Origin of the sequence: Afifella sp. IM 167, assembly GCF_020144925.1 — a bacterium.
In the GTDB taxonomy this organism is placed as follows: Bacteria; Pseudomonadota; Alphaproteobacteria; order Rhizobiales; family Afifellaceae; genus Afifella.
Genome location: NZ_NSLC01000006.1, coordinates 335,615 through 359,180 on the forward strand (window position 1 = coordinate 335,615; position 23,566 = coordinate 359,180).

The following is a 23,566-nucleotide window of genomic DNA, read 5'->3' on the forward strand; positions in this document are numbered from 1 at the left end:
CAACGGTCCGTTCAAAGGCGGTGTTGAATCGTTTTGGCGTATGCTATGGCGCTTGACCCTTGCGGGCCGTGCCTGCGGCACGAAACCGCGCCAAGGATTGAAGAGGAAGCCCGGCGATGAACCGCGGTAGTTTGCATGAGGCGGCCGAAGGCGCTGCAAGCCTCATTCTGGATGGCCATCTCGATGGCTGGGTGGAGGGAGCGATCTTTCCCCGCGAGATGGCCTTCTTTCTGGCCTCGTGCGAGGTGGAAGGGGTCGAGTGCGTCATCGAATCGGGCCGGCAGGACGGCTATTCGACGGCAATCCTCGCCGACTGGGCCTCCCGGACGGGCCGGCGCGTCGTCTCCATCGACCTGGAGACCGATCGCGCGCGGGCCGAATCCTGTCGTGCGCGCCTGTCGCGGTGGAGCGAGGCGGATCTGGTGCGGGGCAGCGCCTACACGGAGTTCGGCCGCAAGGCCGCCGAGCATCGCGCCGAGCGGACGGCTTTTATCGTCGACGGACCAAAGGGTTGGCCTGCAATTTCGATGATCTGCGGCGCGCTGCACGACAATGTCGCGCTGCTCTCGCTGCACAATCTCGCTGAAGGCTTCGACACGCGCGCCTTCTTCGAGGACATCGGCGGCCCCGAGATCTTCTACGAATGGGCGTTGCCCGACCCGCCTCCGGCCTGGCAGGAACTGGAAGCGCGCGAGAAGGCGCAGCTTTCCGCGCAGGGGGCCGCGCGCTCGCTCGAACTCTCTTCGCTCGGGGTCTTGCGCCTCGACGATGCCCGGCGGGCGCGCTTGCGCTCGCTGCGCGGATCTCAGTTCGGGCTGCACCAGCCGGAGATCGTCCGCGGCTTCTACAAGGCGGGCGCCTATGGCCCTGCGACGAAGCTCTACGGCCTGTCCTATCGGCTCCTGGGGCGCTGAATGGTGACGGTGATAGCCGAGATAGGCTCCGTCCACGACGGATCTTTCGGCAACGCGCAGAAGTTGATCGCCGTCGCCGCCGAATGCGGGGCCGACGCCGTCAAGTTTCAGACTCACATCGCCGAGGCCGAGACGCTGCGCGATGCGCCGGCGCCGGCCTATTTCTCCGACGAGCCCCGCTTCGACTATTTCCGCCGTACGGCTTTCACGCTCGACCAATGGCGCCGGCTCGCCGCCGATTGCGAGGGCAGGGGTGTGACCTTTCTCTCCTCGCCGTTTTCGCTGGAAGCGGTCGATCTTCTCGAGCAGGTGGGCGTCGGCGCCTACAAGGTGCCTTCGGGCGAGGTGACGAACCTGCCGCTCCTGGAGAGGATCGCCGCCACGGGCAAGCCCGTCTATCTTTCCTCCGGAATGAGCGACTGGCGCGAACTCGACGAGGCGGTTGAGGCCTTGAAGGGCGGCGGACAGGTCACCGTTCTGCAATGCAGCTCCGCCTATCCCTGCCCGCCGGAGCGCGTGGGCCTCAATGTCATCGGAGAAATGGCTGAGAGGTGGGGTCTGCCGGTCGGCTTTTCCGACCACACCGACGGGCCGGCGGCCGCGATCGCGGCCGTCGCCCTCGGGGCGAGCGTCGTCGAAAAGCACATCACCTTTTCGCGCCTGATGTACGGCTCGGACGCGGCGAATGCGACCGAGCCGCCGCAGTTCCGCGAGTTCGTCCAGGCCTTGCGGGCGGTTCAGAAGATGCGCGCGAACCCGGTGGACAAGGACGATCTCACTCCTTATCGCGACATGAAGAAGATATTCGAGAAGTCCGTCGTTGCGGCGCGCGATCTTCCCGAAGGGCACGTCCTGGGAGAAGGGGACCTCGCCTACAAGAAGCCTGGAGACGGCCTGCCGGCGCGGCGCTGGCGCGACGTTCTCGGGCGGCGTCTCGTTCGTGACGTGAAGGCCGATCAGAAACTGTCCGAAGGTGATCTGGCGTCCGCGTAGAGCGGAGCGCCGAACCTCACTCCTCCTGCCTGTCACGGGAGGGGAACAACGAGAGTTTGAGAGACGATGAAAAGAATCTGCGTGGTCATTGGTTCACGCGCCAATTACTCCAGCATCAAGTCTGCCCTGAAGGCGATCAAGGCCCACCCCGAACTCGAGCTTCAGGTGATCGCCTCCGCCTCGGCCATCCTGGATCGCTACGGCAAAGTGGTCGATCTGATCGAAAGCGACGGCTTTCCCGTGGTCGCCCGCATCCACATGCTGATCGAGGGCGAGACGCCGACCACGATGGCAAAATCGACCGGCCTCGGTCTCATCGAAATCGCCACGGAATTCGACCGGCTTCAGCCGGACGCCGTCCTCACCATCGGCGATCGTTTCGAGACGATGGCAACGACGCTCGCCGCCGCCTACATGAATATTCCGATCGCGCATACGATGGGCGGAGAGGTCTCAGGCACCATCGACGAGAGCATCCGCCACGCCGTAACCAAATTCGCCCACCTGCATTTCCCGGCGAGCCCGGATGCGCGAGATCGCATCCTGAAGCTCGGCGAGCAGCCGGATAGCGTGCATCTCGTCGGCTGTCCCCGTATCGATCTCGTGGCGGAGATTCTCCGCGAGAGCGACGGTTTTGAGGAAGCGGAGATCTTCGCTGAGGGTGTCGGTCCGAGCTTCAGTCTCGACGAGCCTTTCCTTCTTGTCTCGCAGCATCCGGTGACCACAGAGTTCGGTAGCGGCGAGGCGCAGATCAACGCCACCCTGGAGGCCGTTCTCGGTTCCGGGCTTCCGGCAATCGTTCTGTGGCCGAACGCCGATGCCGGCTCGGAAGATATTGCCCGCGGCATGCGCAAGTGGCGCGAGCGCGGCAAGGCAGCCAGCATGCACTTCTTCAAGAACCTGCCGATCGACGTCTATGTCCGGCTGATGAAGAGGACGGCCTGCCTGATCGGCAATTCCTCGAGCGGCGTGCGCGAAGGTGCCTTCATCGGAACGCCTGTCGTCAACGTTGGCTCGCGGCAGGCCGGGCGCGAGCGCGGGAAGAACCTGATCGATGCGCCGAGCGATGCGGAGGCAATCTCAGCCGCTCTGGAAACGCAGATCGCCCACGGCCACTATCCCATGGATCCGATCTACGGCGATGGCAAAGCGGGGGAGCGCATCGCGGATATCCTCGCCACCGCTGAAATCGAGCTTCAAAAACGTATCGCGTACTGAAAATGGGACTTGTCGGCCTGATACCGGCCCGCGGCGGCTCCAAAGGTATCCCGCGCAAGAACCTTGCGCTCTGCGGCGGCAAGTCCCTGCTGGCCTGGGCTGCTGAATCGGCGCTCGGTTCGGGGGTCCTGGAGAGGGTGGTGCTGTCGACCGATGATGAGGAAATCGCCGAGGCAGGACGCACGCTTGGTCTCGAAGCACCCTTTCTCCGCCCGGCGGCCATCGCCGATGACCAGGCGCCGATGCTTGGGGTCATGCGCCACGCTCTCGATTGGCTGCGGGCCGACGGCACGGATGTGGAGGGGATCGTTCTCCTGCAGCCGACGTCGCCCTTCAGGACGGCAAGCCATGTACGCGAGGCGGTCGGCCGCTTTCGCGATACCAGGGCTGCGACCCTCGTCACGATGATGCGTGTGCCGCATCGCTTCGCCCCGCAATCGCTGATGTGCGAGACGGAGGAGGGGCTGAAGCCTCTTGTCGGTGAACTCGGTCCGCTTCGCCGGCAGGACAAGCAGCTGCTTTGGGCGCGCAACGGGCCAGCGGTGCTCATCGTCCGGCCGGAGGTGCTGGAGGCGGGCATGCTCTATGGCATGCCGACCGTCGGCTTCGAGATGGACGAGATCGCTTCAATCGATATCGACACGAAGGAAGACCTGCTGCTGGCCGACTTCCTGCTGAGAAATGACTGGGCGGGGAGCTTGGAGCGCCACCTGTCCGGTCGGGCAGAGTGAGGCCAGACGGTGGATCTGCGGCCCTACCTGAAAAGGACGTTCCGGCGCCTGGGCTTCGCGCCGCATCTTGTTGACCTCTACGGTTACGTGAGCGATCGCGAGCAGTCTCGCCGCATGCGTGCCGAACTGGAGAGGTTGCGGGTGGGCGCGACGGCGTTTCGGCGCATCGAACCCGGCCAGAAGCCGAGCAAGCTCCTGATTCTTTCTATGAGCAATGCCGTCTATAATGTTGCGTTGGAGGCAGTTCTCGCTTTGCCCTTCCGGATGCGCGGCTGGCAGGTGGATGTCCTTTCGTCCAACGTCTACACGGTCGCGCAGCGCGGTTTCGCCGCTTTCGGCGAGCATCGGCTTCTCCACTACGAACGACTTCTCGGAGATCCGGCTGCGCCGCGGGCAGCCCAGGAAGAGATCGCACGGCGTCGCTCCGGTCCGGCGGATTTTCGCAGCGTGCTGCATTGGCGCTACCGCGGGGCGTGGGTGGGCCCGCAGCTTCTCTCCAGTGTCTCCCGTTCCTCCTTCGACGGCGCCCCAGATCCGCGCGATCCGGCGGTCTTCGAGCAGATCCTGCAGCGGCTCGGCCAGTCGGTGCAGTTCGTGCACGCCGCCGAGCGGTACCTCGCCGAACATCGCCCCGACGTGATCCTGGTGAACGAGCCGAACTATCATGTGCTCGGGCCTTTCGTGGACGTGGCGATCGCGCGGGGCATCCCAATCATCCACTATACCCAGCCCTCTCGCGAGGACGCGCTCGTCTTCAAGAAGCTGACGCCGGAAACCCGGCGCATCCACCCGAGCTCGATCGCGCCAGATCTGCTCGACAGGCTTGTGGAGCAGCCCTGGACGCCGGGGCACGACAAGCGGCTGAGCGAGGAACTGGAGAGCCGCTATAGTGGCCGATGGCGCCTGCAGGCGCGCAACCAGGCGCAGAACGCCGAGCAATCGCCCGAAGCTGTTCGCAGCCTCCTCGATCTCGATCCGGAAAAGCCGACAGCAGCCGTTTTCTCCCACGTGCTGTGGGACGCCAATCTCTTCTATGGCGAGGACATCTTCGACAATTACGGGCACTGGTTCATCGAGACGGTGAAGGCGGCCGTCGCCAATCCGAAGGTGAACTGGCTTATCAAGCTCCATCCGGCCAATGCCTGGAAGCGCGAGATGTCCGGGGTCACGGGAGAATTCGCGGAAGAGCGGCTAATCCGCGCCGAGATTGGCGCCTTGCCGCCGCATGTGAAGCTGCTGCTGCCCGATACCCAGGTCGGCACGCTGTCGCTGTTCAAGACGATCGATTGCGGCATCACCGTGCGCGGGACGATCGGCATCGAGCTGCCCTGCTTCGGCAAGCCCGTCGTCACCGCCGGAACCGGCCGCTATTCCGGTCTCGGATTCACCCGCGATCACGACAGCGCCGCGGAATACCTGGCAACTCTGGCGAACTTGCACGAACTGCCGCCGCTCTCCGCCGAAGCGGAGCGCAGGGCGAAAGTCTATGCCTACACCCTCTTTGCGCGCCGGCCTTGGGTCTACGGCTCCTTCCGCTCCAGGATGGAAGGGCCGATCACCGATCCCCTGCATATGCGCATCGATCTCGTGGCAAAGACGCCGGAGGAAGTGCACAGCTTCGGCGATCTCGATCGCTTCGCGGACTGGGCGGCCAGCGACTGCGGCGTCGACTATCTGGCCGACGACCCGCTCGCGGCGAGGTCGTGCGCACGCGAAGAGGTGAAGTACGTGCCCAACGGCTGAGACGTCCTGACCGGGGCGGGGGAGAAAAACTTGCGTCAGTTTGGGCCTTGCCCGCTGTTGCGGATTTCTTGATGCTGCTTGATAGGTGCGGCACGTTAAGCTTCAAATTGCGAGCCCTTAAAACGATGAGCCGGCAGGAAGCTGGACCAGACTGGGGATTGCCGCCGATGAACGCGAAGCCGGATCTAGCAGGGCAGGCGACGAGTCTGATTACCGAGCCGGGAACCCGGGACCTCATCTGGAACGACGATACGGTCGGGCGGTTCTGGGCATATTATTCCCAGTTTCCCGAACTTTATTTCTCCTATCGCAAGGGGGCCGATGTCGCCCGGTTCCTGAAAAAGCACTTGCCGGAAGCCGGCGAGGTGCTCGATTACGGCTGCGGCCCCGGTCATTTCGTTCCCCACCTTCTCGACCACGGATACAGGGTCACCGGTGCCGATTTCGATGTGACGACCATCGGCAACGGCGTCACTCTCGCGCAAAGGGAGGGGTTCTCCGGGTTCTTCTCGGTGGAGGAGCTCCTGCAAGAAGGCCGTCGCTTCGATGCCGTCGTGATGCTGGAGGTGGTGGAGCATCTCGACGACTACTGGCTTGCCACCATGCTCCGCAATGCGGCCGAGTTGATGCGGCCTGGCGCAGTTCTTGTCGTGACGACGCCGAACGAGGAACGGCTGGAGGACAACATGGTCTTCTGCCCGGTCTCCAATCTGCGCTTCCATCGCTGGCAGCACATGCGCTCCTGGAGTGCGTCATCCCTGTCGAGTGCTCTGAGCGGGGCAGGGTTTCGCGGCGTATCCACGCTGACGAGAAATTTCCGCGAGCCGCGCGAGAAATCGGTTCCGGTCTGGCGCCACCACATGAGCAGGGCCGCTTCGCGTCTGCGCAAGCCGCAATCCCTCGTCGCTATCGCCAGAAAGTGACCTTTACGCCCAGCATCCTGCACCTGGCGCAATCGGACAGCGAAGGTGGGGCGAACAAGGCCGCCTTTCGCCTTCACCGGGCGCTGCAGCGGCAGGCGATCACGTCCACCTTCCATGCCGGGCGCGTGCTGCGGGCCGATGCGCAGGCGCCGGCGGCGCGTGCGGCCTGGCTCGGCCTTGAGGGGAGCCGGATCGCGGCATTCCTGAATGCGGCGCCGCTCCGTCTCTACGCGCAGCGCACGCGCGAGCCTTTCTCTCCGTCCATCCTTTCCTACGGACGGATCGATCCCGCTCTCCTTTCGCGGGCCGATGTCGTCTGCCTGCATTGGGTCGCCGGCGCCTTTCTGCGCCCGGCGCAGTTGCGTTCGATCGGACGTCCGATCGTCTGGCGGCTCTCCGATCTGTGGCCCTTCACGGGCGGCTGTCACTATCCGGGCGCCTGCCGGGGATTCGAGCAGGCTTGCGGCGCCTGCCCGAGCCTTGGAAGCCGGCACGACAAGGATCTTTCCCGGATCGGCTTTCGCCAGCGCGAGCGTGCCTATCCGGATCTCGACCTGACGGTCGTCGCGCCGAGCCGCTGGATAGGCGAGGAAGCACGCCGCTCCAGCCTTTTCGCCGGATGCCGCATCGAGCACATCCCGACGGGCATCGATCTCTCGGTCTTCCGTCGCTGCGACAAGGCAAAAGCGCGGGCGCATTTTGGCTTGCCGCAGGATGCCAGGATCATCCTGTTCGGGGCGCTCGGCGCGCTGAGCGATGCGCGAAAGGGCTTTCCGGCTTTCGGCGAGACGATGGAGAGGCTCCGCACGTTCGAGCCCGAGGCGAATGTGGCCGTGGCGCTCTTCGGGGGCGGGGCCGCTGAGGCACCCGAAAGCATAGGAGGCTTTCCCGTCCACAATGTCGGCCGGCTCGACAGCGAGGAGGAGCTGGCAAGGCTCTATTCGGCCGCGGATCTGCTGGTGGCGCCCTTCCTGGAAGACAACCTGCCCAATGTCGTCCTGGAGGCGCTCGGCTGCGGCCTTCCGGTGGCCGCCTTTGCCGCCGGCGGCATCCCCGACGCGGTGGTGCCGGGAGAAAGCGGCGCCCTTGCGCCGACGGGCGACACGCAGGCTCTTGCGGGCGAGATCGCCGGCCTTCTCGCCCGGCCTGGCAGCCTCGCGGACCTCGGCGAGGGCGCCAGACGCATGGCCGAGGAGCGCTTCGATCTGGAGGTTTGCGCGAAAAACTACGCCGCACTCTTCCGGGAACTGGCCGGGGACAGGCGCGCGCCTTCCGCTTGACATGCCGGACGGCAAATCCGAGAAGCGTTGCCCGAACTGGCGGCGCTCTCCAAGCGGCTGAGAACGGTGGCGTGCCAATATCTGGCGCCGATCGCGGGACCATATGTGATGCTCGAATCGGAAGTAAGCGACGGGACAACGCTGCCCGTTGCGACACTCGGTCCTCTGGCGAGGCCGCAGCATGTCGGGCGCGCGCGCAGGACGATCGTCGGGGCGGAGACGCTTCTCGGGCCCGGCGCCGGCGCCATCGAGAAGGCTGGCATCCTGCTTCAGAAAATCGCCAACACGCTGCGTTTCGAGGAATTCTGGCGCGACAAGGTACGTGACGACCCGCGCGTCATCGTCACGCCGACCTTCGACAAGACGATCGGCAAGGTGCCGATCTGGAATGCCGCCATCAACCATCTGCGCCGCAGCGGCGTCGATGCGGGTACCGTCCTGGAATTCGGCACCAACAACGGCGGCTGGCTGAAATACTTCGTGGACCGGCTGCCTTCCTCCATGTCCTTCGTCGGGTTCGACTGCTTCGAGGGTCTTCCGGAAGCCTGGGACGATCTGCCGGCGGGATCGATCAAGGGCTACGGCGCGCCGGTCGAATTGTGGGCGGATGATCCCGCGGCGCGCCGCAGGATCGCGGAAGACGCCGAGCAGGGCATCGCCTTCCCGCCGCCGCCGCAGAAGAATGTGCGCATCGAAAGCGGGCTCTTTGCCGAATCCCTGTCACGCTACCTCCAGGATGGCTGGCCGGCCGATCTCCGCCTCGTTCATTTCGATGCCGATCTCTACATTTCCACGCGGCCGGTGCTCGACACCCTTTGCGGCCCGCTGAACTACCGCTACCTCATTCTTTTCGACGAGTTCTATTCGGTGAACCACGAGTTTCGGGCATGGCGGGAGTTCTGCTCGCTCTACGCGCTCAAGGACTGGCGCGTTCTGGCGACGAGCGCCGATGGCTCGCAGGTGCTGATTGAGGTGAATACAGCCGCGCCTTGGCCGGGAGTGAATGCAAGTGAGTGAGAAGATCGCGCTGGTTACCGGCGCTACGGGGCAGGACGGCGCCTACCTTTGCGAGCTCCTGCTCGCCAAGGGCTATGTCGTGCACGGCATCAAGCGACGCTCGTCCTCCTTCAACACGGGCCGGGTCGACCATCTCTACCAGGACCCGCACGAGAGCGGCGTGCGCTTTCATCTGCACTATGGCGATCTCACCGATTCCCTGAACCTCGTCAGGCTCATCCAGGAGACCCAGCCGACGGAGATCTACAATCTCGGGGCGCAGAGCCATGTGCAGGTGAGCTTCGAGACCGCCGAATACACGGCGAACGCGGACGGGATCGGCACGCTCCGCCTTCTGGAGGCGATTCGCCTCCTGGGTATGCAGGACCGGCTGCGCTTCTATCAGGCCTCCACCTCCGAGCTTTACGGCAAGGTGCAGGAGACGCCGCAGCGCGAGACGACCCCCTTCTATCCGCGCAGCCCCTACGCGGCGGCGAAGCTCTATGCCTACTGGATCACGGTCAACTACCGCGAAGCCTATGGCCTACACGCCTCCAACGGCATTCTTTTCAACCACGAGAGCCCACTGCGCGGAGAAACCTTCGTCACGCGCAAGATCACGCGCGCGGTCGCCGCGATTGCCCACGGCCTGCAGGACCGGCTTTTCCTCGGCAATCTCGACGCCAAGCGTGACTGGGGCCACGCCCGCGACTATGTCGAGGCCATGTGGCTGATGCTGCAGCAGGACGAGCCCGACGACTATGTCATCGCGAGCGGCGAGATGCATTCCGTGCGCGAGCTGACCGAACTCGCCTTTTCGCGCATCGGCAGACGGATCGAGTGGCGCGGATCCGGGCGTGAAGAAGAGGGCGTCGATGTCGAAAGCGGCCAGGTGCTCGTGTCCATAGATCCCCGCTATTTCCGGCCGACCGAGGTCGACCTCCTCCTCGGAGACCCGACCAAGGCACGCGATGTGCTGGGCTGGCGGCACCGGACGAGCTTCGAGGAGCTGGTCGCCGAGATGGTCGATGCGGACATGAAGACGATGCGGGCGGAGGCGGTTCATCGTGAGCCGCAGTGAGCTTGCCTTTCCACTCGCCGGGCGACGGGTTTTCGTCGCCGGCCATCGTGGGATGGTGGGCTCCGCCATCGTCCGGCGGCTCGGCAGCGAGGATTGCACCGTCATCGGTGCCGAGCACGGCACGCTCGACCTTCGCCGCCAGGCCGATGTGGAGGCCTTCATGGCGCGCGAGCGGCCGGACGCCGTCATCCTCGCCGCGGCCAGGGTAGGGGGCATTGCCGCCAATTCCGCCTTTCCGGCGAATTTCCTCTACGACAATCTCGCCCTGCAGCTGAACGTCATCGAGGCGGCGCGCCAGGCGGGCGTCGCCAAGCTTCTGATGCTCGGTTCGTCCTGCATCTATCCTGTTCTCGCCCCGCAGCCGATCCCCGAGGATGCGATCCTGACGGGTCCTCTGGAGCCGACCAATCGCTGGTACGCGATCGCCAAGATCGCAGGCTTGATGCAGTGCCAGGCGTACCGCGAGCAGGAAGGCTGCGACTTCATCAGCGCCATGCCGACCAACCTCTATGGCCCGGGCGACAATTTCGATGCCGAGGGCTCGCACGTCATTCCGGGCCTGATGCGCCGTTTTCACGACGCGTCGAGAAGTGGCGCGGAGGAGGTGACCATCTGGGGCACCGGCAAGCCGCGCCGCGAGTTCCTGCATGTGGACGACTGTGCCGACGCACTCGTGTTCCTGCTCAAGCACTATTCGGGCATGGCGCATGTGAATGTCGGTTTCGGCTCCGACCTGACGATTGCCGAGCTGGCCGCGCTGGTGGCCGAGACGGTCGGTTTTGAAGGGCGCATCATCTGCGACACCAGCCGGCCGGATGGGGCGCCGCAGAAGCTCCTCGACGTGTCGACGCTGAATGGGCTCGGCTGGCGGGCACGGATCGGTCTGCGCGAAGGGCTCGCCGAGACCTATGCGTGGTTTCTGGGCCAGCTGGAGAACGGAGGCGTGCGCGGCTATGCGGCGAACGGCGCTTGAGCGGGCCGAAGCTTTCCGTCGTCACCGTCTGCTACAACGCGGAAAAGACTTTGCGGCGAACCATCGACAGCGTCCTCGCCCAGAGCTTCGGCGATTTCGAATATCTCGTCGTTGACGGCGGCTCGAGCGACGGAACGCTCGCCATCCTGGAAAGCTATGGCTCCCGGCTCTCCTTCTTCAGCGAGCCGGACAAGGGCATCTACGACGCCATGAACAAGGGGGTGGTCCGCGCAAGGGGCGAATGGATCCATCTCCTCAACGCCGACGACTGGTATGTGGCGCCGGACGTGCTGGAGCGTGCGGTCCCGCACCTCGATCCGCAGAGGACGAACTATTTCGACCTCATCCGCGTCTATGCAGACGGCTCCACCGTTTTGCAGAGCCGCACGGTGAAGCCCTGGATGCTCTACATCTCGGCCTTCCTGCCGCATCCCGGCCTGATCGTTTCAAGGCAGCAATATCGTAGCCTCGGCGCGTTCGACGACACTCTGAAGATTGCCGCCGACCACGATTTCATTCTCCGCATGGTCAAGCGCTACCCGGTCAAGCATGTGCCGATCCCGCTAACCTGCATGGACCAGGGCGGTTTCTCGGCGACCGACCTTGCAGGCTCGCTCGACGAATTTGCCCTCGTCACCAAACGTCACGGTCTGCCTTCAGCTGCCGCGGAGGGCCTGCGCCTGTCGCGTCGGCTCTGGTGGAAGGCCCGCACGGGCGCCCGACAGCGCGGTTGAGCCAGCCGGCCTCGAACGACGGAAATCTCGAAAGGAAGCCCGATGCACGATCCGAACAGCCTTGCCATCCGCAAAGGGGTGAGCGAGCGCGTGGCGGCGGGACCGAAGGGCACGAAGGCCTCTGTCGTGGATCTCGGCTGCGGCGGCGGTCTCTTGCTGGAGCGCCTCGCCGAGATGGGCTTCACCGATCTCGCCGGCGTTGGCTGGAACATCTCCGTGCCGGAGGGTGCCCTTGCGGTCGAGGAGGTCGATCTGGCCGAGAAGGGCTGGTCGGCTCGCCTTGCCGGACGCACCTTCGACACCATCGTGGCGACGGAGGTGCTGGAGCACCTCGTCAACCCGCATCAGTTTCTGGTCGAGGCAAGGCGCCTTTCAACGCCCCAGACCCGGCTGATCCTCACCTTCCCGAACGTGCACAATCTGCGCAGCATCGTGGGATACGCCGTTTCCGGCCGCTTCAGCGGGTTTTTCGGCCCGAACTGGAACGACAACCACCCGCTGTACGACCAGCACATCTTCATCCCGAACATGCACCTCGTCGCCTATTTCCTGAAGGTCGCCGGCTTTGCGCTCGACCGGGTGGACTATCTGCACGGCTCGTCGAAACTGTTCTCGCAGACGGCGATGATCGAAGCGAAGGCGGTCGCTTGAAGCGCCGCCCGGTCCCGATGTCCCAGGGGAGGGCGGTCTGACAGGCGGCAAGGCCATCGAGGTCCTTCACGTGATGCGCACCTATGGCGCGCATGGCGGCGAGAACCAGCTTGCGAGCTATTTTGCGAGCGGACCGGATGGCGATGTCAGCGAATCCTTCGCCTTCGTCTATCGCGACGGCACCTGCCGTGCGCTCTTTGCCGCGCGCGGGGTCGAGCTTCGCATGTTCGACCTCTGGCCGAGCGAGAGGAAGACCGGCGGCGCCTGGCAGGAAGTGCTCGCCCTCCTGCCGATTTTGCCGCTCCTGCAATGGCGCCTTGCCCGCCTCGCGCATCGGCTCCGCGCCGAGGTCTGCGTCGTCCACGGCATCCAGGCCGCACTGGTCGCCTGGCCGCTCGCCGTGCTGCGCGGTCGTTCGATCCGCTTCCTGTACGTGCACCGGATCGCCAAGGCGTCGGGCAGGAGCGGCCTTGCCCGGCTGCTCTATCGCCCCTTTGCCCTGCTTGCCGGTAATTCGCGCGCAGTTGCCCGCTCCCTGGAGGGGCTGGCGCCGCCCGAAAGGGTGGTGGCGTTGGAGAACGGCGTCGACATGGCGCGGCTGGAAGAACGTGCGACGGCGGCGGCAGATGTCCCCCCACCAAAGGGGCGCGTTCTGATTGCGGTCGGCCGGCTCCTGCCGCACAAGCGCCAGGCGCTCCTGATCGAGGCGCTGGCGCGGCTTTCGCCGGCGCATCCCGATCTCGTTCTATGGGTTGTCGGCGACGGCACGGAGCGCGCTGCCCTCGAAGATCTTGCAAAGAGTCTCGGGGTTGACGGACGTGTCACGTTTTTCGGACACCGCAACGACGTGCCGGTGCTCTTGAAGAACGCCGATGTCTTCGTCAACGCCTCGGCCTGGGAGGGGATGAGCAACGCGGTCCTGGAGGCGATGGCGATGGGCCTTCCCTCTGTCGTTGCCGAAGCGCCGGGCGTGAGCGAGTGCCACGAAAACGGCGTCACCGGCTTTGTCACCCCCGGCGATTGTGAAACGATCGCCAAGGCCGTCGGGCGGCTGATCGAGGATGCGGGCCTGCGCGAGGAGATGGCCGCGAATGCGCGCCGGCGCGTGGAGAGCCAATACTCGATCGAGGTGGCGCGGGGGCGCTATCTCGATGTCTATCGCAGGCTGGCGCGGGAGGCGGCGTGATGTGCGGGATCTTCGGAGCTTTCGGCCCAGGCATCGGCACGGTCGGCGCGGCCGCTGAGCAGGCGGCCCTCGCCGCGCTCGCCCATCGCGGCCCGGATGCGAAGGCGACATGGCGCGGAGAAAGGGTCCTCCTCGGGCATCGCCGTCTGTCGATCCTCGATCTCGATCCGCGCGCGCACCAGCCGATGCAGCGCGGACCGCTGACGATCGTCTTCAACGGCGAGATCTATAATTTCCGCGCGCTGGCGGACAAACTGCGCAGCGCCGGCGAGACCTTTTCCACGACCTCCGATACCGAAGTCCTGCTCGCCGGCCTGCTGAGCGAGGGCATCGCCTTCCTCGATAAGGTGGAAGGCATGTTCGCCTTCGGCCTCGTGGACGCGCGCGACGGCTCGCTGCTTCTTGCCCGCGACCGATTCGGCGAAAAGCCGCTTTTCGTCCACGAGACGCCCTCGCTGGTCAGCTTCGCATCCGAGATTTCGGGCCTTGAGGCGCTAGCGCCCGCCCCGCTGGAGGAGGATCCCCTCGCCATCGGCCTCTATATGCGGCTCTCCTACGTGCCCGCCCCCTATGCGCCGCTCCGTGGCGTGACCCAGATCGAGCCCGGCGCGTGGAGGCGCTACGGCAGCGACCTGAAGCGCGAGGAGGGCCGCTACTACACCATCCCGTCCGCACCCGCGCGGCGCGCCTCGATCTCATACGAGAGTGCCGTCGCCGAGGTGCGCCGGCAGGTGATCGCCGCGACGGACCTGCGCCTGAAGACGGCCGACGTCCCCGTCGCCACGCTTCTTTCAGGCGGGCTCGATTCCTCCATCGTGACCTCCGTTGCCTCCAGCGTGTCGGAGAAGCCGGTCACCGCCTATTCACTCTCCTTCCCGGACGATCCGGCTTTCGATGAAGGTGTCTATGCCTCGGCGCTGGCGAGCCGGCTGCCTCATATCGAGCACCGGCTGATCCCGGCGCGCGTTGACGATCTCCTCGCCTTCACCGGGCAAATGTTCGAACGGCTGAGCGAGCCGCTCGCCGATTCCTCGCTCGTGCCGACCGCCTTCCTGATGTCGCATATCGAGGAGAAGGTCGTGCTCGGCGGCGACGGCGCCGACGAGGTCTTCGCCGGCTACGGCATCTATGCCTCCATGCGCGCGAGCGCCCGCCTGCCGCACCTCCTGAAGCGGCTCCTCAGGACCGTTCCCGCGCATTCCAACCCGGCCGCGATTCGCGAGCCCCGCCTGCGCGCGGCGGCGCTCTTCCATGCCAGCCTCTCGGAGGATCCGCTGGCGGAGTACCTGCACTGGCGCAGCTATGCCCGGCGGGCCGATCTTGCCGCGCTCGGTCTCGATGTCGACCTCAACGGGGCGATCGCGGCCAGCGTCGGCAAGACGAGGAGCGGCTCCCTGCGCGACATCCAGGAGGTCGACATCGCCTTCAACCTGCCGAACGACATGCTGCGCAAGGTCGACATCGCCGGCATGATGTTCGGCATCGAGGCGCGCCTTCCCTATCTCGACAGCGATCTGGTGGAATTTGCCCTTTCCTTGCCGGACGATTTCCGCATGAAAGGGAGCGTTCGCAAGCGGATCCTCCGCGATGCGTTCTCGGCGGAGCTGCCGGCCGAAATTCTCCACAGGCGAAAGATGGGTTTCCTGATGCCGATACGGCAATGGTTCCGGGAGGGGATGCTGCGCGAGCGTCTGGCCGATATGGCGGGCTCGCAGACGCGTTTCGATCCTGGCGTTCTCTCAAGGCTTCTCGACGAGCATCGCGCCGGCGTGGCCGACCATTCGGTGCTGCTTTGGGCGGTGCTGGTCTATCTGCAATGGCGCGAGGGCCGCGGCGCGCGCGCCCGCGCCTGCGCCGCGTGAGCGCTGCGATGGCGACCGGCGCACGCATTCCCTGGTGGAGCAAGATCGCGATCAAGCTCGCCCTTTCGCGCGCTCCCGTCCCCTATGGCTTCTGGAAGCGCATCGGCGTCTTCCGCCACGGCGATATGGCCGACCCGGCGCGCGCCATCGGCGCATTCCGGGCGCATTACGACAAGGCGAACGCCGTCCGCCCGATGCGGCCGGGCTTCACCGTGCTGGAGCTCGGACCGGGCGATTCGCTGCTCTCGGCCGGTGTTGCGAAGGCGTTCGGCGCCTCGCGCACCTACCTGGTCGATGCCGGTCGCTTCGCTGATGAGAGCCCCGCTCTCTTCTACGATCTGGAGCGGGCGCTGAGCCGGGACGGTCTCGGATCGCTGTCCCTGCCCGCCGATGCCGGCATGGAGGAGATCCTCGCCGCGCTCGGCGCCCGTTATCTCACGCAAGGCGTCCGCTCGCTCGCCACGATCCCCGACGCCAGCGTCGATCTCATCTGGAGCTCCGTGGTGCTGGAGCATGTCTTCGCCGACGAGTTCGACGCCATGGCGGCCGAGTTTGCGCGCATCCTCGCCCCGGACGGCGTCATGTCCCATGCCGTCGACCTGCGCGACCATCTCGGGGGAGGGCTCAACAACCTGCGCTTTTCTCCCGAACGCTGGGAGAGCCCGGGCTGGCGCGGCGCCGGCTTCTACACCAACCGGATGAGCCAGGCCGAGATCGTCGAGGCCTTCACCCGTGCGGGCTTTTCGACGGTCGAACTCGAGAGCGCCCTCTGGCCGCAGATGCCGATCGAGCGCGCCGCCCTTCACGAGACGTTTCGCGGGCGAAGCGACGAGGAGCTGCGCATCTGCGAGTTCGACCTCGTCATGGTGCACGGCACGCCCGGTGGACGCGGCCGAGGCAACGATGGCTGACAGGCCGCTCCGGCTCCTCCTCTGGTACTGGGGACGGCGCGGCGGCGGGCCGCGCTACACGATGGAGCTCGCGCGAGAGCTGAAGCGGCGCGGCGACATCGATCTCTATCTTTCCCTTTCGCGCCAGTCGGAGCTGTTCGCCGAAGCGGATGCGCTCGGCCTGCCGTCCTTCCACGTCGACACCTACCGCGACATGACGGGCTTTGCCCTCGGCTCGCTCCGCCTGCCGTTTCTCCGGCACAAGCTGGTCCGCTTCCTGCGCGAGAACCGGATCGACGTCGTCTACAATACGATGGACTTCCTCTGGGGCTCGGCGCTGGCGCCCGCGATCGGCCGCGCCGGATCGAAATACCTTCTCGCCGTTCATGACGCCGCCCGCCATCCGGGCGAGGAGGGGAAGATGCGCGACATCCTCCTGCGCCGCGATATCGGCGCCGCCGACGGCATCGTGACGATGACGCAATCCGTGCGCGAACGCCTCCTGTCGCTCTACGATTTCCCGCCCGAGCGGACCTGGAGCGTTCCCCTCGGCATCCATCTCGACGCGGCGGCCGCGAGCCCGCGGGCCCTGCCCGCCGACCGGCCCGTGCGTGTGTTGTTCTTCGGCCGCATCCTTCCCTACAAGGGGCTCGACATCCTGCTTGCCGCCATGGCCCGGCTGGAGGCGGAGGGCCGGCCCGTCACGCTGGAAATCTGGGGCGCCGGCAATATCGGCGAATATCGCGACGCGCTCGCCGGACTCAAATCGGTGCGCATAGAGAACCGCTGGATCGAGGAGAACGAGTTCGGCGGCATCTTCGAGCGCGCCGACATTTGTGCGCTCTCCTATCGCGAGGCGAGCCAGTCCGGCGTCATCGCGGCCTCCGTCGCGGCCGGCGTGCCGGTGGTGACGACGCCCATCGGCGGGCTCGTCGAACAGATCGACGGCGGGGCGGCCGGCGTCGTCGCTTCGGGCTTTTCCGGGGAGGACTTCGCGGCGGCCCTGAAGGTGCTGCTGGACGACCCGCAGGCCTATGAGAGGGCCTCCGCGCACGGTTTGCGGCTGGCCTCCACGCGCTTTTCGTGGGAACACATCACCGACGAACTGGCCGCTATCGCCAGGAAGCTCCATTCGGACGGCCGCAAGGTCGGTGGCAGCGGCGCCGCCACGCAAAAAGACCGATCCTCCGCACAGACATGACGACGCTGTTTCAGACCTTCCTTTCCGGGACGTTTTGGGGATTTTCGCCATGTGCGGCATAGCGGGATTCTTCGACCTGGCGGCGAAGACGCGCGGCGAGGATCTTTCCTCGCAGCTTCTCGCGATGACCGATGCGATCGCGCATCGCGGACCGGACGGGTCGGGCGCGTTTGTCGATCCAGAGGCCGGCATCGGCCTCGGCCATCGTCGCCTTGCCATCATCGACGTATCGGAAGCCGGCCACCAGCCGATGCATTCGGCGGACGGCCGTTTCGTCATCACGTTCAACGGCGAGGTCTATAATTTCGCGGAGATCCGGCGCGACCTGCAGGCGGCGGGACACGCATTCCGCGGCGGCTCGGACACCGAGGTCATGCTGGCGGCGATCCGCGAATGGGGGATTTGCCCGGCGCTCGAGCGCTTCGTCGGCATGTTCGCCTTCGCCCTCTGGGACCGGCATGCGCGCATGCTCTCGCTGGTGCGCGACCGGATGGGCGTCAAGCCGCTCTACTGGACGCGTTGCGGCGATACCGTTCTGTTCGGCTCCGAGCTGAAGGCGCTGATGCGCCATCCGGCCTGGCGCGGCGAGCTCGACCGCCGGTCGGTGGCCGGTTTCCTGCGCTATTCCTACATTCCCGCGCCATCGACCGTCTTCCGCGACGTCGAGCAGGTCGAGCCGGGCATGGTCGTCCATGTCGCCAACGATGGCGCGGTCCGGCGCGAGCGCTACTGGGACCTGCGAAAGGTCGCGGCGGAGGCGGCGGCCAACCCCCTTGAGACGGGCGATGGCGAAGCCGTGGACAGGCTGGAGGCGATCCTTCGCGCCTCCGTCTCGGCGCGCATGGTCTCCGACGTTCCGCTGGGGGCCTTCCTTTCCGGCGGCATCGATTCATCGGTCGTCGTCGCTCTCATGCAGGCGATGTCCGATCGCCCGGTGCGCACCTTCTCCATCGGCTTCGAGGAAAAGGAGTTCGACGAGGCCCCCGCGGCCAAGGCCGTCGCGCGCCACCTCGGCACCGACCACACCGAACTCTACCTATCCGGCCGGGACGCGCTCGATGCCGTCACGCAGATTCCCGACTGGTTCGACGAGCCGTTTGCGGACCCCTCGCAACTGCCGACCTATCTGGTCGCCCGGATGGCCCGCCAGCACGTGACGGTGGCCCTCAGCGGCGATGGCGGGGACGAACTCTTCGGCGGCTATCCGCGCTATTTCATGACGGAAGCGATCTGGCGGCGGCTCGGCCAGGGACCGAAACCCCTGCGCCGGCTTGCCGGGGGCCTCGTCACCGCCGTGCCCGAGCCGTGGCTCGACAGGATCGCGGGCCTCCTGCCGCGCTCGCGAAGGCCGCTTTCACCCGGCCGCAAGCTTCACCGGGCGGCGGCGCTCTTCGCGGTTTCTTCGGCCGACGAGCTGCATCGGCGGATATCCGAGGTCTGGCCGTCGGCCGATCGCCTCGTGGGCTGCGAGGACGGGCGGACTTTCTCAACCGACCCCTCGCTGGCGGGCGACGTCGATTCCTTCCTCACGCGCATGCGTTACTACGACATGCGCACCTATCTGCCCGACGACATCATGGTGAAGGTCGATCGCACCTCGATGGCCGTCTCGCTGGAGGCGCGCGAGCCGCTGCTCGACCATCGCCTGGTCGCCTTCGCCCTCAGCCTGCCGCGCCGCTTCGTGATGCGGGACGGACAGACGAAGTGGCTCTTGCGGCAGGTGCTCGAACGCCACGTGCCGCGCGCCCTGTTCGATCGGCCGAAGATGGGCTTTTCGGTTCCGACGGCGGCCTGGATCCGCGGTCCGCTGCGCGGCTGGGCGGAAGAGCTGCTCGCGCCCTCACGCATCCGCGACGAGGGCATGTTCGACCCCGACGAGGTCGCAAGGCTCTGGGGGGAGCATCAGGCCGGCCGGGCCAACCGCGAGACCATTCTGTGGAACCTCATGATGTTCCAGGCGTGGCGCGAGCGCTACGATGTGCGCTGAGCGTGCGCCGGTCATCCTCTTCCTGGTGACGGAAGACTGGTACTTCGTATCGCATCGCCTGCCGATCGCGCGCGCCGCGCGCGATGCGGGGATGAGCGTGCATGTTGCGACCCGGATATCGGCGCATGGCGAGGCTCTGGAGAGGGAGGGCTTCACCGTCCATCCGCTGCGATGGCGTCGCCGCGGAGACGGCCCCGCCGGTGCTGTGAGGGCGATCCTCGAAATCCGCAGCCTCCTGGGCCGTATCAGGCCCGACATCCTGCATGCCGTTTCGTTGAAGCCGGTGATCTTCGGCGGCCTCGCCTCGCGCATCGGCCATCGCGCCGCACGCGTCTTCGCAATCACCGGCCTCGGTTTCGGCTTTACGGACCGGTCCTGGAAGTCGGAGCTTGTCCGTCTGGCGATGCGCGCCGTCTTCCTCGTCGCGATCGACCGCAAGGATGCCGTCGTTCTCCTTCAGAACGAGGACGACCGCCGCGTCCTGGTGGAGAAGAGGTTCCTGAAGCGGGCGAAGACCGCCATCATCCGCGGCTCCGGCGTGGACGGGGCTAAATTCGCCCCGCTGCCGCTGCCCGCCGACGAGACCGTGACGATCGGCTTCGTCGCGCGCATGATCGCCATCAAGGGGGTCGAGGATCTGGTCCGTGCCTCCGAAATCCTCGTCTCGCGCGGCGTGCCTCACAGGCTCCTGCTCGCAGGGGGGCCGGACCCGGATAACAGGTCCTCCATTTCTCCGCAGCGTCTCGCCGAGTGGGCGAAGCGGCCGCAGATCAAATGGCTTGGCAATTGCGCCGATGTCCGCACCGTCTGGAGGCGGGCCGATATTGCCGCGCTGCCGTCGCTGGGCGGCGAGGGCCTGCCGAAATCGCTGCTGGAAGCCGCCGCCTGCAGGCGGCCGATCGTGGCGACCGACGTGGCCGGCAATCGCGACATCGCCGTGGAGGGCGCCAGCGGCTGTCTGGTCCCGCCGGCGGACCCGGCGGCGCTGGCGGATGCGCTGGAGCGCTTGATATCGGATCGTCCGCTGCGCGAGCGGTTGGGGGAGGGTGCACGCCTCCTCATCGAGGAGCATTTCGAGCAGGGGCGGATCGTGGAGCAGACGATGGCGCTCTACGGAAGCCTCTTGCCGGGGGCCTCGCCGCGAGGCCCGTCCGCCTAGAGCGACTGGTTGTAGGCGCCGACTTCCGGGTTCTCGCGCAGGATCGCATCGAGCGCGGAGAACATGGCGCGCATGCGTTCCTCCGAAACCGGGCTTTCGACGACGACCACCAGTTCCGGCTTGTTGGACGAGGCGCGCACCAGCCCCCAGGTGCCGTCGGCGAGCGTCACGCGCGCACCGTTGACGGTCACGATCCCTTTAATCTCTCCCCCCGCCAGCTTCTCGCCGGCCTCGTGCAGGGCCGCGAGCCGCGCCGTCACCCGCTCGACGACGCCGTATTTCGTCTCGTCGGAGCATTTCGGCGACATGGTCGGAGAGCCCCAGGTCCGCGGCAGGGCCGCATAGAGGTCGCCGATCGACTTGTCCAGGTTGCGGTCGAGCATCTCCAGAATGGTGATGGCGGTCAGGAGTCCGTCGTCGTAGCCGCGCCCCACCGGTGCGTTGAAGAAGAAGTGGCCGGACTTCTCGAAACCGGCGAGTGCGCCGCGCTCCTTCACCCGCGCCTTGATGTAGGAATGGCCGGTTTTCCAGTAGTCGGTCTGAGCCCCGAGGCGCTGCAGCTCCGGATCGGCGGAGAAGAGGCCGGTCGACTTCACGTCGACGACGAACTGCGCGCCTGGATGGATGGAGGCGAGGTCGCGGGCGAGCATGACCCCGATCTTGTCGGCGAAGATCTCCCTGCCGGCCTCGTCGACGACGCCGCAGCGGTCGCCGTCGCCGTCGAAGGCAAGACCGAGATCGGCGCCCGTCTCCGTGACCTTGGCTGCCAGCGCGTGCAGCATCGCAAGGTCTTCCGGGTTGGGATTGTGATTCGGGAAGGTGTGGTCGAGCTCGCAGTCGAGGGGTACGACCTCGCAGCCGATCCTCTCCAGCAGGCCCGGCGCGAAGGCGCCGGCCGTGCCGTTGCCGCAGGCAGCGACCACCTTCAGTTTGCGGGAGAGCCTGGGCCGCTCGGCGAGTTCGGCGAGATAGGCCTCGGCAAAGCCCGAGACGAACTCGTAGCTGCCGCCGGGCCGCGTGACGGCGGAGCCGGAAAGGACGATCTCCTTCAGCCGGCTCATTTCGTCGGGGCCGAAGGTGAGCGGCCGGTTGGCGCCCATCTTCACGCCGGTCCAGCCATTGTCGTTATGCGAGGCCGTGACCATCGCCACGCAGGGACAATCAAGCGCGAACTGCCCGAAATAGGCCATCGGCGACAGCGCCAGGCCGACATCCTTGACGCGCAGGCCGGCGGCCATCATGCCGGCGATGAGCGCCAGCTTGATGGAGGCGGAATAGCCCCGGAAGTCATGGCCGGTGACGATATCCGGCCTGACCCCGAGCTCGTGGACGAGCGTGCCGAGCCCCATCCCGAGCGCCTGCACGCCCATGAGGTTGATCTCCTCGCCGAAGAGCCAGCGCGCGTCGTATTCGCGAAAGCCCGTCGGCTTGACGAGCGGCACGGTCTCGTAGGCGTAGGAATTGGGTGCGATCTGGGCGAGCGGCTTCGGCAGCATGCGGAACCTGGGGCTGGGAAATCAGGTGCGGTTATAGACGTCCTCGAGCCGGACGATATCGTCCTCGCCGAGATAGGAGCCCGATTGCACCTCGATGAGTTCGAGCGGGATCTTGCCGGGGTTCTCCAGCCGGTGGAGGGCACCGAGCGGGATGAAGGTCGACTCGTTCTCGCGCACCAGCTTTTCCTCATTTCCCACCGTCACCAGGGCGGCGCCGCGCACGACGACCCAATGCTCGGCGCGATGGAAATGCTTCTGGAGCGAGAGCTTGCCGCCAGGCTTGACGACGATGCGCTTCACCTGAAAGCGGTCGCCGTGATCGATCCCCTGGTAGGAGCCCCAGGGGCGAAAGACCTGGGTATGGTCATCCACCTCGTTGCGCCCGCGGCTCTTGAGCTCGGCCACGAGCGAGCGCACCGCCTCGCCCTTGGAGCGATCGAAGACGAGCGTCGCGTCGCGCGTCTGCACCACGGCGAGGTTCGAGACGCCGACGAGGCACACGAGGTCCTCCGCCGAGACGTAGTTGTTCTGTGCGTCGAGGAAGACGGCATCGCCACGGGCCGCATTGCCCTCTTCGTCCTTTTCCGTCAGCTCCCACACCGCGTGCCAGGACCCGACATCCGACCAGGCCATGGAGACGGGCACGACGCAGGCCGCCTTCGTCTTCTCCATGACGGCGAAGTCGATCGACATCGCCTTTGTCTTGTTGAAGCTCGGCGCATCGAGAACGATGAAGCCGAGGTCGCGCGTGGACCCGGCGACCGACTGTGCGGCGGCTTCGACGGTTTCCTGATCCAGCTTGGCGTATTCGGCAAGCAGCGTGTCCGCGCGAAAGAGAAAGTTGCCGGAGTTCCAGAGATAGCCGGCGGCGACGTATTCCTCGGCGCGCGCCGCGTCCGGCTTCTCCACGAAGGCGGAAAGCTCAAGCACGCCCGGCACGGCGCTCTCCTCGCCGGGCCGGATGTAGCCGTACCCGGTGGCCGGGTAGTCCGGCCGGACACCGAAGGTGACGATCCGGCCGGTTTGTGCGCTTGCGGCCGCCTTTCGCGCTGCGGCGCGGAAGGCTTCCACGTCACCCACCACATGGTCGGCGGCCAGCACCATCACGAGTGCTTCAGGATCGTCCTCGGCGATGAAATGTGCGCCGGCGGCGATCGCCGGGCCGGAATCGCGGCGCGAGGGTTCGAGCAGGATCGAGGCCTCCGCGCCAATGACCGAGAGCTGGTCGGCCACCATGTGGCGATAGTCGTGGCCCGTGACGACGACGGGCTGGGCGAAGAGCTCCGGATCGCTGACGCGGGCGATGGTGTCCTGGAAGGTGGACTGGGTGCCGAAGAGGTTGATGAACTGCTTGGGAGCGGAAACCCGGGAAGCCGGCCAGAGGCGCGTCCCGGCGCCGCCGCACATGATAAGGGGGGTAATCCGCGCCATCCTGGCGACACTCCAGAACAATTCGCCCGGAGCGATGGCAGCTTTCCGTCGCCTGTTCAACCCGTCTTGTGCTCGGCAGGACCGTCTTCCAGCCGCGGGGAACCGGCATTTCGGGAG

20 protein-coding genes are annotated in these 23,566 nt (G+C 66.2%); 18 read left to right on the forward strand and 2 right to left on the reverse strand.

What is annotated here, in order from left to right; all coding sequences use genetic code 11:
- Positions 1 to 116: 116 nt before the first annotated feature.
- The 18 genes from CLD20_RS13360 to CLD20_RS13445 all read left to right on the forward strand — a co-directional run bounded on the left by CLD20_RS13360 (position 117) and on the right by CLD20_RS13445 (position 20,522).
- A complete protein-coding gene (locus CLD20_RS13360) occupies positions 117 to 914 on the forward strand; it encodes a hypothetical protein (protein WP_224407146.1) in 798 nt (265 codons plus the stop codon).
- Positions 915 to 1,907, forward strand: a complete 993-nt coding sequence (locus tag CLD20_RS13365; RefSeq protein WP_224407147.1) for an N-acetylneuraminate synthase family protein — start codon at positions 915 to 917, stop codon at positions 1,905 to 1,907.
- Positions 1,908 to 1,973: 66 nt separating this feature from the next.
- Positions 1,974 to 3,125, forward strand: a complete 1,152-nt coding sequence (gene neuC / locus CLD20_RS13370; protein ID WP_224407148.1) for a UDP-N-acetylglucosamine 2-epimerase — start codon at positions 1,974 to 1,976, stop codon at positions 3,123 to 3,125.
- A 2-nt stretch (positions 3,126 to 3,127) separates the two neighbouring features.
- Positions 3,128 to 3,856, forward strand: coding sequence for a cytidylyltransferase domain-containing protein (locus CLD20_RS13375; protein ID WP_224407149.1), 729 nt, complete (start codon positions 3,128 to 3,130; stop codon positions 3,854 to 3,856).
- Positions 3,857 to 3,970: 114 nt separating this feature from the next.
- Positions 3,971 to 5,599, forward strand: coding sequence for a hypothetical protein (locus CLD20_RS13380; RefSeq protein ID WP_224407150.1), 1,629 nt, complete (start codon positions 3,971 to 3,973; stop codon positions 5,597 to 5,599).
- A gap of 167 nt (positions 5,600 to 5,766) precedes the next feature.
- The gene (locus tag CLD20_RS13385; RefSeq protein WP_224407151.1) at positions 5,767 to 6,522 is read left to right on the forward strand and encodes a bifunctional 2-polyprenyl-6-hydroxyphenol methylase/3-demethylubiquinol 3-O-methyltransferase UbiG; all 756 of its coding nucleotides are present in this window, start codon (positions 5,767 to 5,769) and stop codon (positions 6,520 to 6,522) included.
- Complete coding sequence (locus CLD20_RS13390; RefSeq protein ID WP_224407152.1) at positions 6,519 to 7,802, forward strand: glycosyltransferase; 1,284 nt, start codon at positions 6,519 to 6,521, stop codon at positions 7,800 to 7,802. The genes CLD20_RS13385 and CLD20_RS13390 overlap by 4 nt, the downstream gene beginning before the upstream one ends.
- 27 nt (positions 7,803 to 7,829) lie before the next feature.
- Complete coding sequence (locus tag CLD20_RS13395; protein ID WP_224407153.1) at positions 7,830 to 8,819, forward strand: hypothetical protein; 990 nt, start codon at positions 7,830 to 7,832, stop codon at positions 8,817 to 8,819.
- Positions 8,812 to 9,879, forward strand: coding sequence for a GDP-mannose 4,6-dehydratase (gene gmd, locus CLD20_RS13400; protein ID WP_370636888.1), 1,068 nt, complete (start codon positions 8,812 to 8,814; stop codon positions 9,877 to 9,879). The genes CLD20_RS13395 and gmd overlap by 8 nt, the downstream gene beginning before the upstream one ends.
- Complete coding sequence (locus tag CLD20_RS13405) at positions 9,866 to 10,852, forward strand: GDP-L-fucose synthase (RefSeq protein WP_224407155.1); 987 nt, start codon at positions 9,866 to 9,868, stop codon at positions 10,850 to 10,852. Before gmd ends, CLD20_RS13405 begins: the two co-directional genes overlap by 14 nt.
- A complete protein-coding gene (locus CLD20_RS13410; RefSeq protein ID WP_224407156.1) occupies positions 10,849 to 11,586 on the forward strand; it encodes a glycosyltransferase family 2 protein in 738 nt (245 codons plus the stop codon). Before CLD20_RS13405 ends, CLD20_RS13410 begins: the two co-directional genes overlap by 4 nt.
- A gap of 42 nt (positions 11,587 to 11,628) precedes the next feature.
- Positions 11,629 to 12,237 (forward strand): methyltransferase domain-containing protein, encoded by a 609-nt coding sequence (locus CLD20_RS13415; protein WP_224407157.1) that lies wholly within the window; start codon positions 11,629 to 11,631, stop codon positions 12,235 to 12,237.
- 73 nt (positions 12,238 to 12,310) lie between these two features.
- Complete coding sequence (locus tag CLD20_RS13420; RefSeq protein WP_224407158.1) at positions 12,311 to 13,423, forward strand: glycosyltransferase; 1,113 nt, start codon at positions 12,311 to 12,313, stop codon at positions 13,421 to 13,423.
- Entirely contained in the window at positions 13,423 to 15,285 is a 1,863-nt protein-coding gene (gene asnB, locus CLD20_RS13425) for an asparagine synthase (glutamine-hydrolyzing) (protein ID WP_224407159.1), read from the forward strand. Before CLD20_RS13420 ends, asnB (CLD20_RS13425) begins: the two co-directional genes overlap by 1 nt.
- Positions 15,286 to 15,293: 8 nt before the next feature.
- Positions 15,294 to 16,196 carry a class I SAM-dependent methyltransferase gene (locus CLD20_RS13430; RefSeq protein WP_224407160.1) on the forward strand — a complete coding sequence of 301 codons (903 nt, stop codon included), beginning with the start codon at positions 15,294 to 15,296 and terminating at the stop codon, positions 16,194 to 16,196.
- Entirely contained in the window at positions 16,189 to 17,376 is a 1,188-nt protein-coding gene (locus tag CLD20_RS13435) for a glycosyltransferase family 4 protein (protein WP_224407161.1), read from the forward strand. The genes CLD20_RS13430 and CLD20_RS13435 overlap by 8 nt, the downstream gene beginning before the upstream one ends.
- A gap of 49 nt (positions 17,377 to 17,425) precedes the next feature.
- Complete coding sequence (gene asnB / locus CLD20_RS13440; protein WP_224407162.1) at positions 17,426 to 19,363, forward strand: asparagine synthase (glutamine-hydrolyzing); 1,938 nt, start codon at positions 17,426 to 17,428, stop codon at positions 19,361 to 19,363.
- Positions 19,353 to 20,522 (forward strand): glycosyltransferase family 4 protein, encoded by a 1,170-nt coding sequence (locus CLD20_RS13445; protein WP_224407163.1) that lies wholly within the window; start codon positions 19,353 to 19,355, stop codon positions 20,520 to 20,522. The genes asnB (CLD20_RS13440) and CLD20_RS13445 overlap by 11 nt, the downstream gene beginning before the upstream one ends.
- Here the strand turns inward: CLD20_RS13445 and CLD20_RS13450 are convergent.
- A complete protein-coding gene (locus CLD20_RS13450; RefSeq protein ID WP_224407164.1) occupies positions 20,519 to 22,018 on the reverse strand; it encodes a phosphomannomutase/phosphoglucomutase in 1,500 nt (499 codons plus the stop codon). The genes CLD20_RS13445 and CLD20_RS13450 overlap by 4 nt on opposite strands.
- Positions 22,019 to 22,039: 21 nt before the next feature.
- Positions 22,040 to 23,449 carry a mannose-1-phosphate guanylyltransferase/mannose-6-phosphate isomerase gene (locus tag CLD20_RS13455; RefSeq protein ID WP_224407165.1) on the reverse strand — a complete coding sequence of 470 codons (1,410 nt, stop codon included), beginning with the start codon at positions 23,447 to 23,449 and terminating at the stop codon, positions 22,040 to 22,042.
- Positions 23,450 to 23,566: the final 117 nt, after the last annotated feature.

Excerpts from the sequence above, each read along its gene's own strand:
- CLD20_RS13360 (WP_224407146.1), top strand. The coding sequence starts at position 117 with ATGAACCGCGGTAGTTTGCATGAGGCGGCCGAAGGCGCTGCAAGCCTC.
- CLD20_RS13365 (WP_224407147.1), top strand. The coding sequence starts at position 915 with ATGGTGACGGTGATAGCCGAGATAGGCTCCGTCCACGACGGATCTTTC.
- neuC (WP_224407148.1), top strand. The coding sequence starts at position 1,974 with ATGAAAAGAATCTGCGTGGTCATTGGTTCACGCGCCAATTACTCCAGC.
- CLD20_RS13375 (WP_224407149.1), top strand. The coding sequence starts at position 3,128 with ATGGGACTTGTCGGCCTGATACCGGCCCGCGGCGGCTCCAAAGGTATC.
- CLD20_RS13380 (WP_224407150.1), top strand. The coding sequence starts at position 3,971 with ATGCGTGCCGAACTGGAGAGGTTGCGGGTGGGCGCGACGGCGTTTCGG.
- CLD20_RS13385 (WP_224407151.1), top strand. The coding sequence starts at position 5,767 with ATGAACGCGAAGCCGGATCTAGCAGGGCAGGCGACGAGTCTGATTACC.
- CLD20_RS13415 (WP_224407157.1), top strand. The coding sequence starts at position 11,629 with ATGCACGATCCGAACAGCCTTGCCATCCGCAAAGGGGTGAGCGAGCGC.
- CLD20_RS13420 (WP_224407158.1), top strand. The coding sequence starts at position 12,311 with ATGCGCACCTATGGCGCGCATGGCGGCGAGAACCAGCTTGCGAGCTAT.
- asnB (WP_224407159.1), top strand. The coding sequence starts at position 13,423 with ATGTGCGGGATCTTCGGAGCTTTCGGCCCAGGCATCGGCACGGTCGGC.
- CLD20_RS13430 (WP_224407160.1), top strand. The coding sequence starts at position 15,294 with ATGGCGACCGGCGCACGCATTCCCTGGTGGAGCAAGATCGCGATCAAG.
- CLD20_RS13435 (WP_224407161.1), top strand. The coding sequence starts at position 16,189 with ATGGCTGACAGGCCGCTCCGGCTCCTCCTCTGGTACTGGGGACGGCGC.
- asnB (WP_224407162.1), top strand. The coding sequence starts at position 17,426 with ATGTGCGGCATAGCGGGATTCTTCGACCTGGCGGCGAAGACGCGCGGC.
- CLD20_RS13445 (WP_224407163.1), top strand. The coding sequence starts at position 19,353 with ATGTGCGCTGAGCGTGCGCCGGTCATCCTCTTCCTGGTGACGGAAGAC.
- CLD20_RS13450 (WP_224407164.1), bottom strand. The coding sequence starts at position 22,018 with ATGCTGCCGAAGCCGCTCGCCCAGATCGCACCCAATTCCTACGCCTAC.
- CLD20_RS13455 (WP_224407165.1), bottom strand. The coding sequence starts at position 23,449 with ATGGCGCGGATTACCCCCCTTATCATGTGCGGCGGCGCCGGGACGCGC.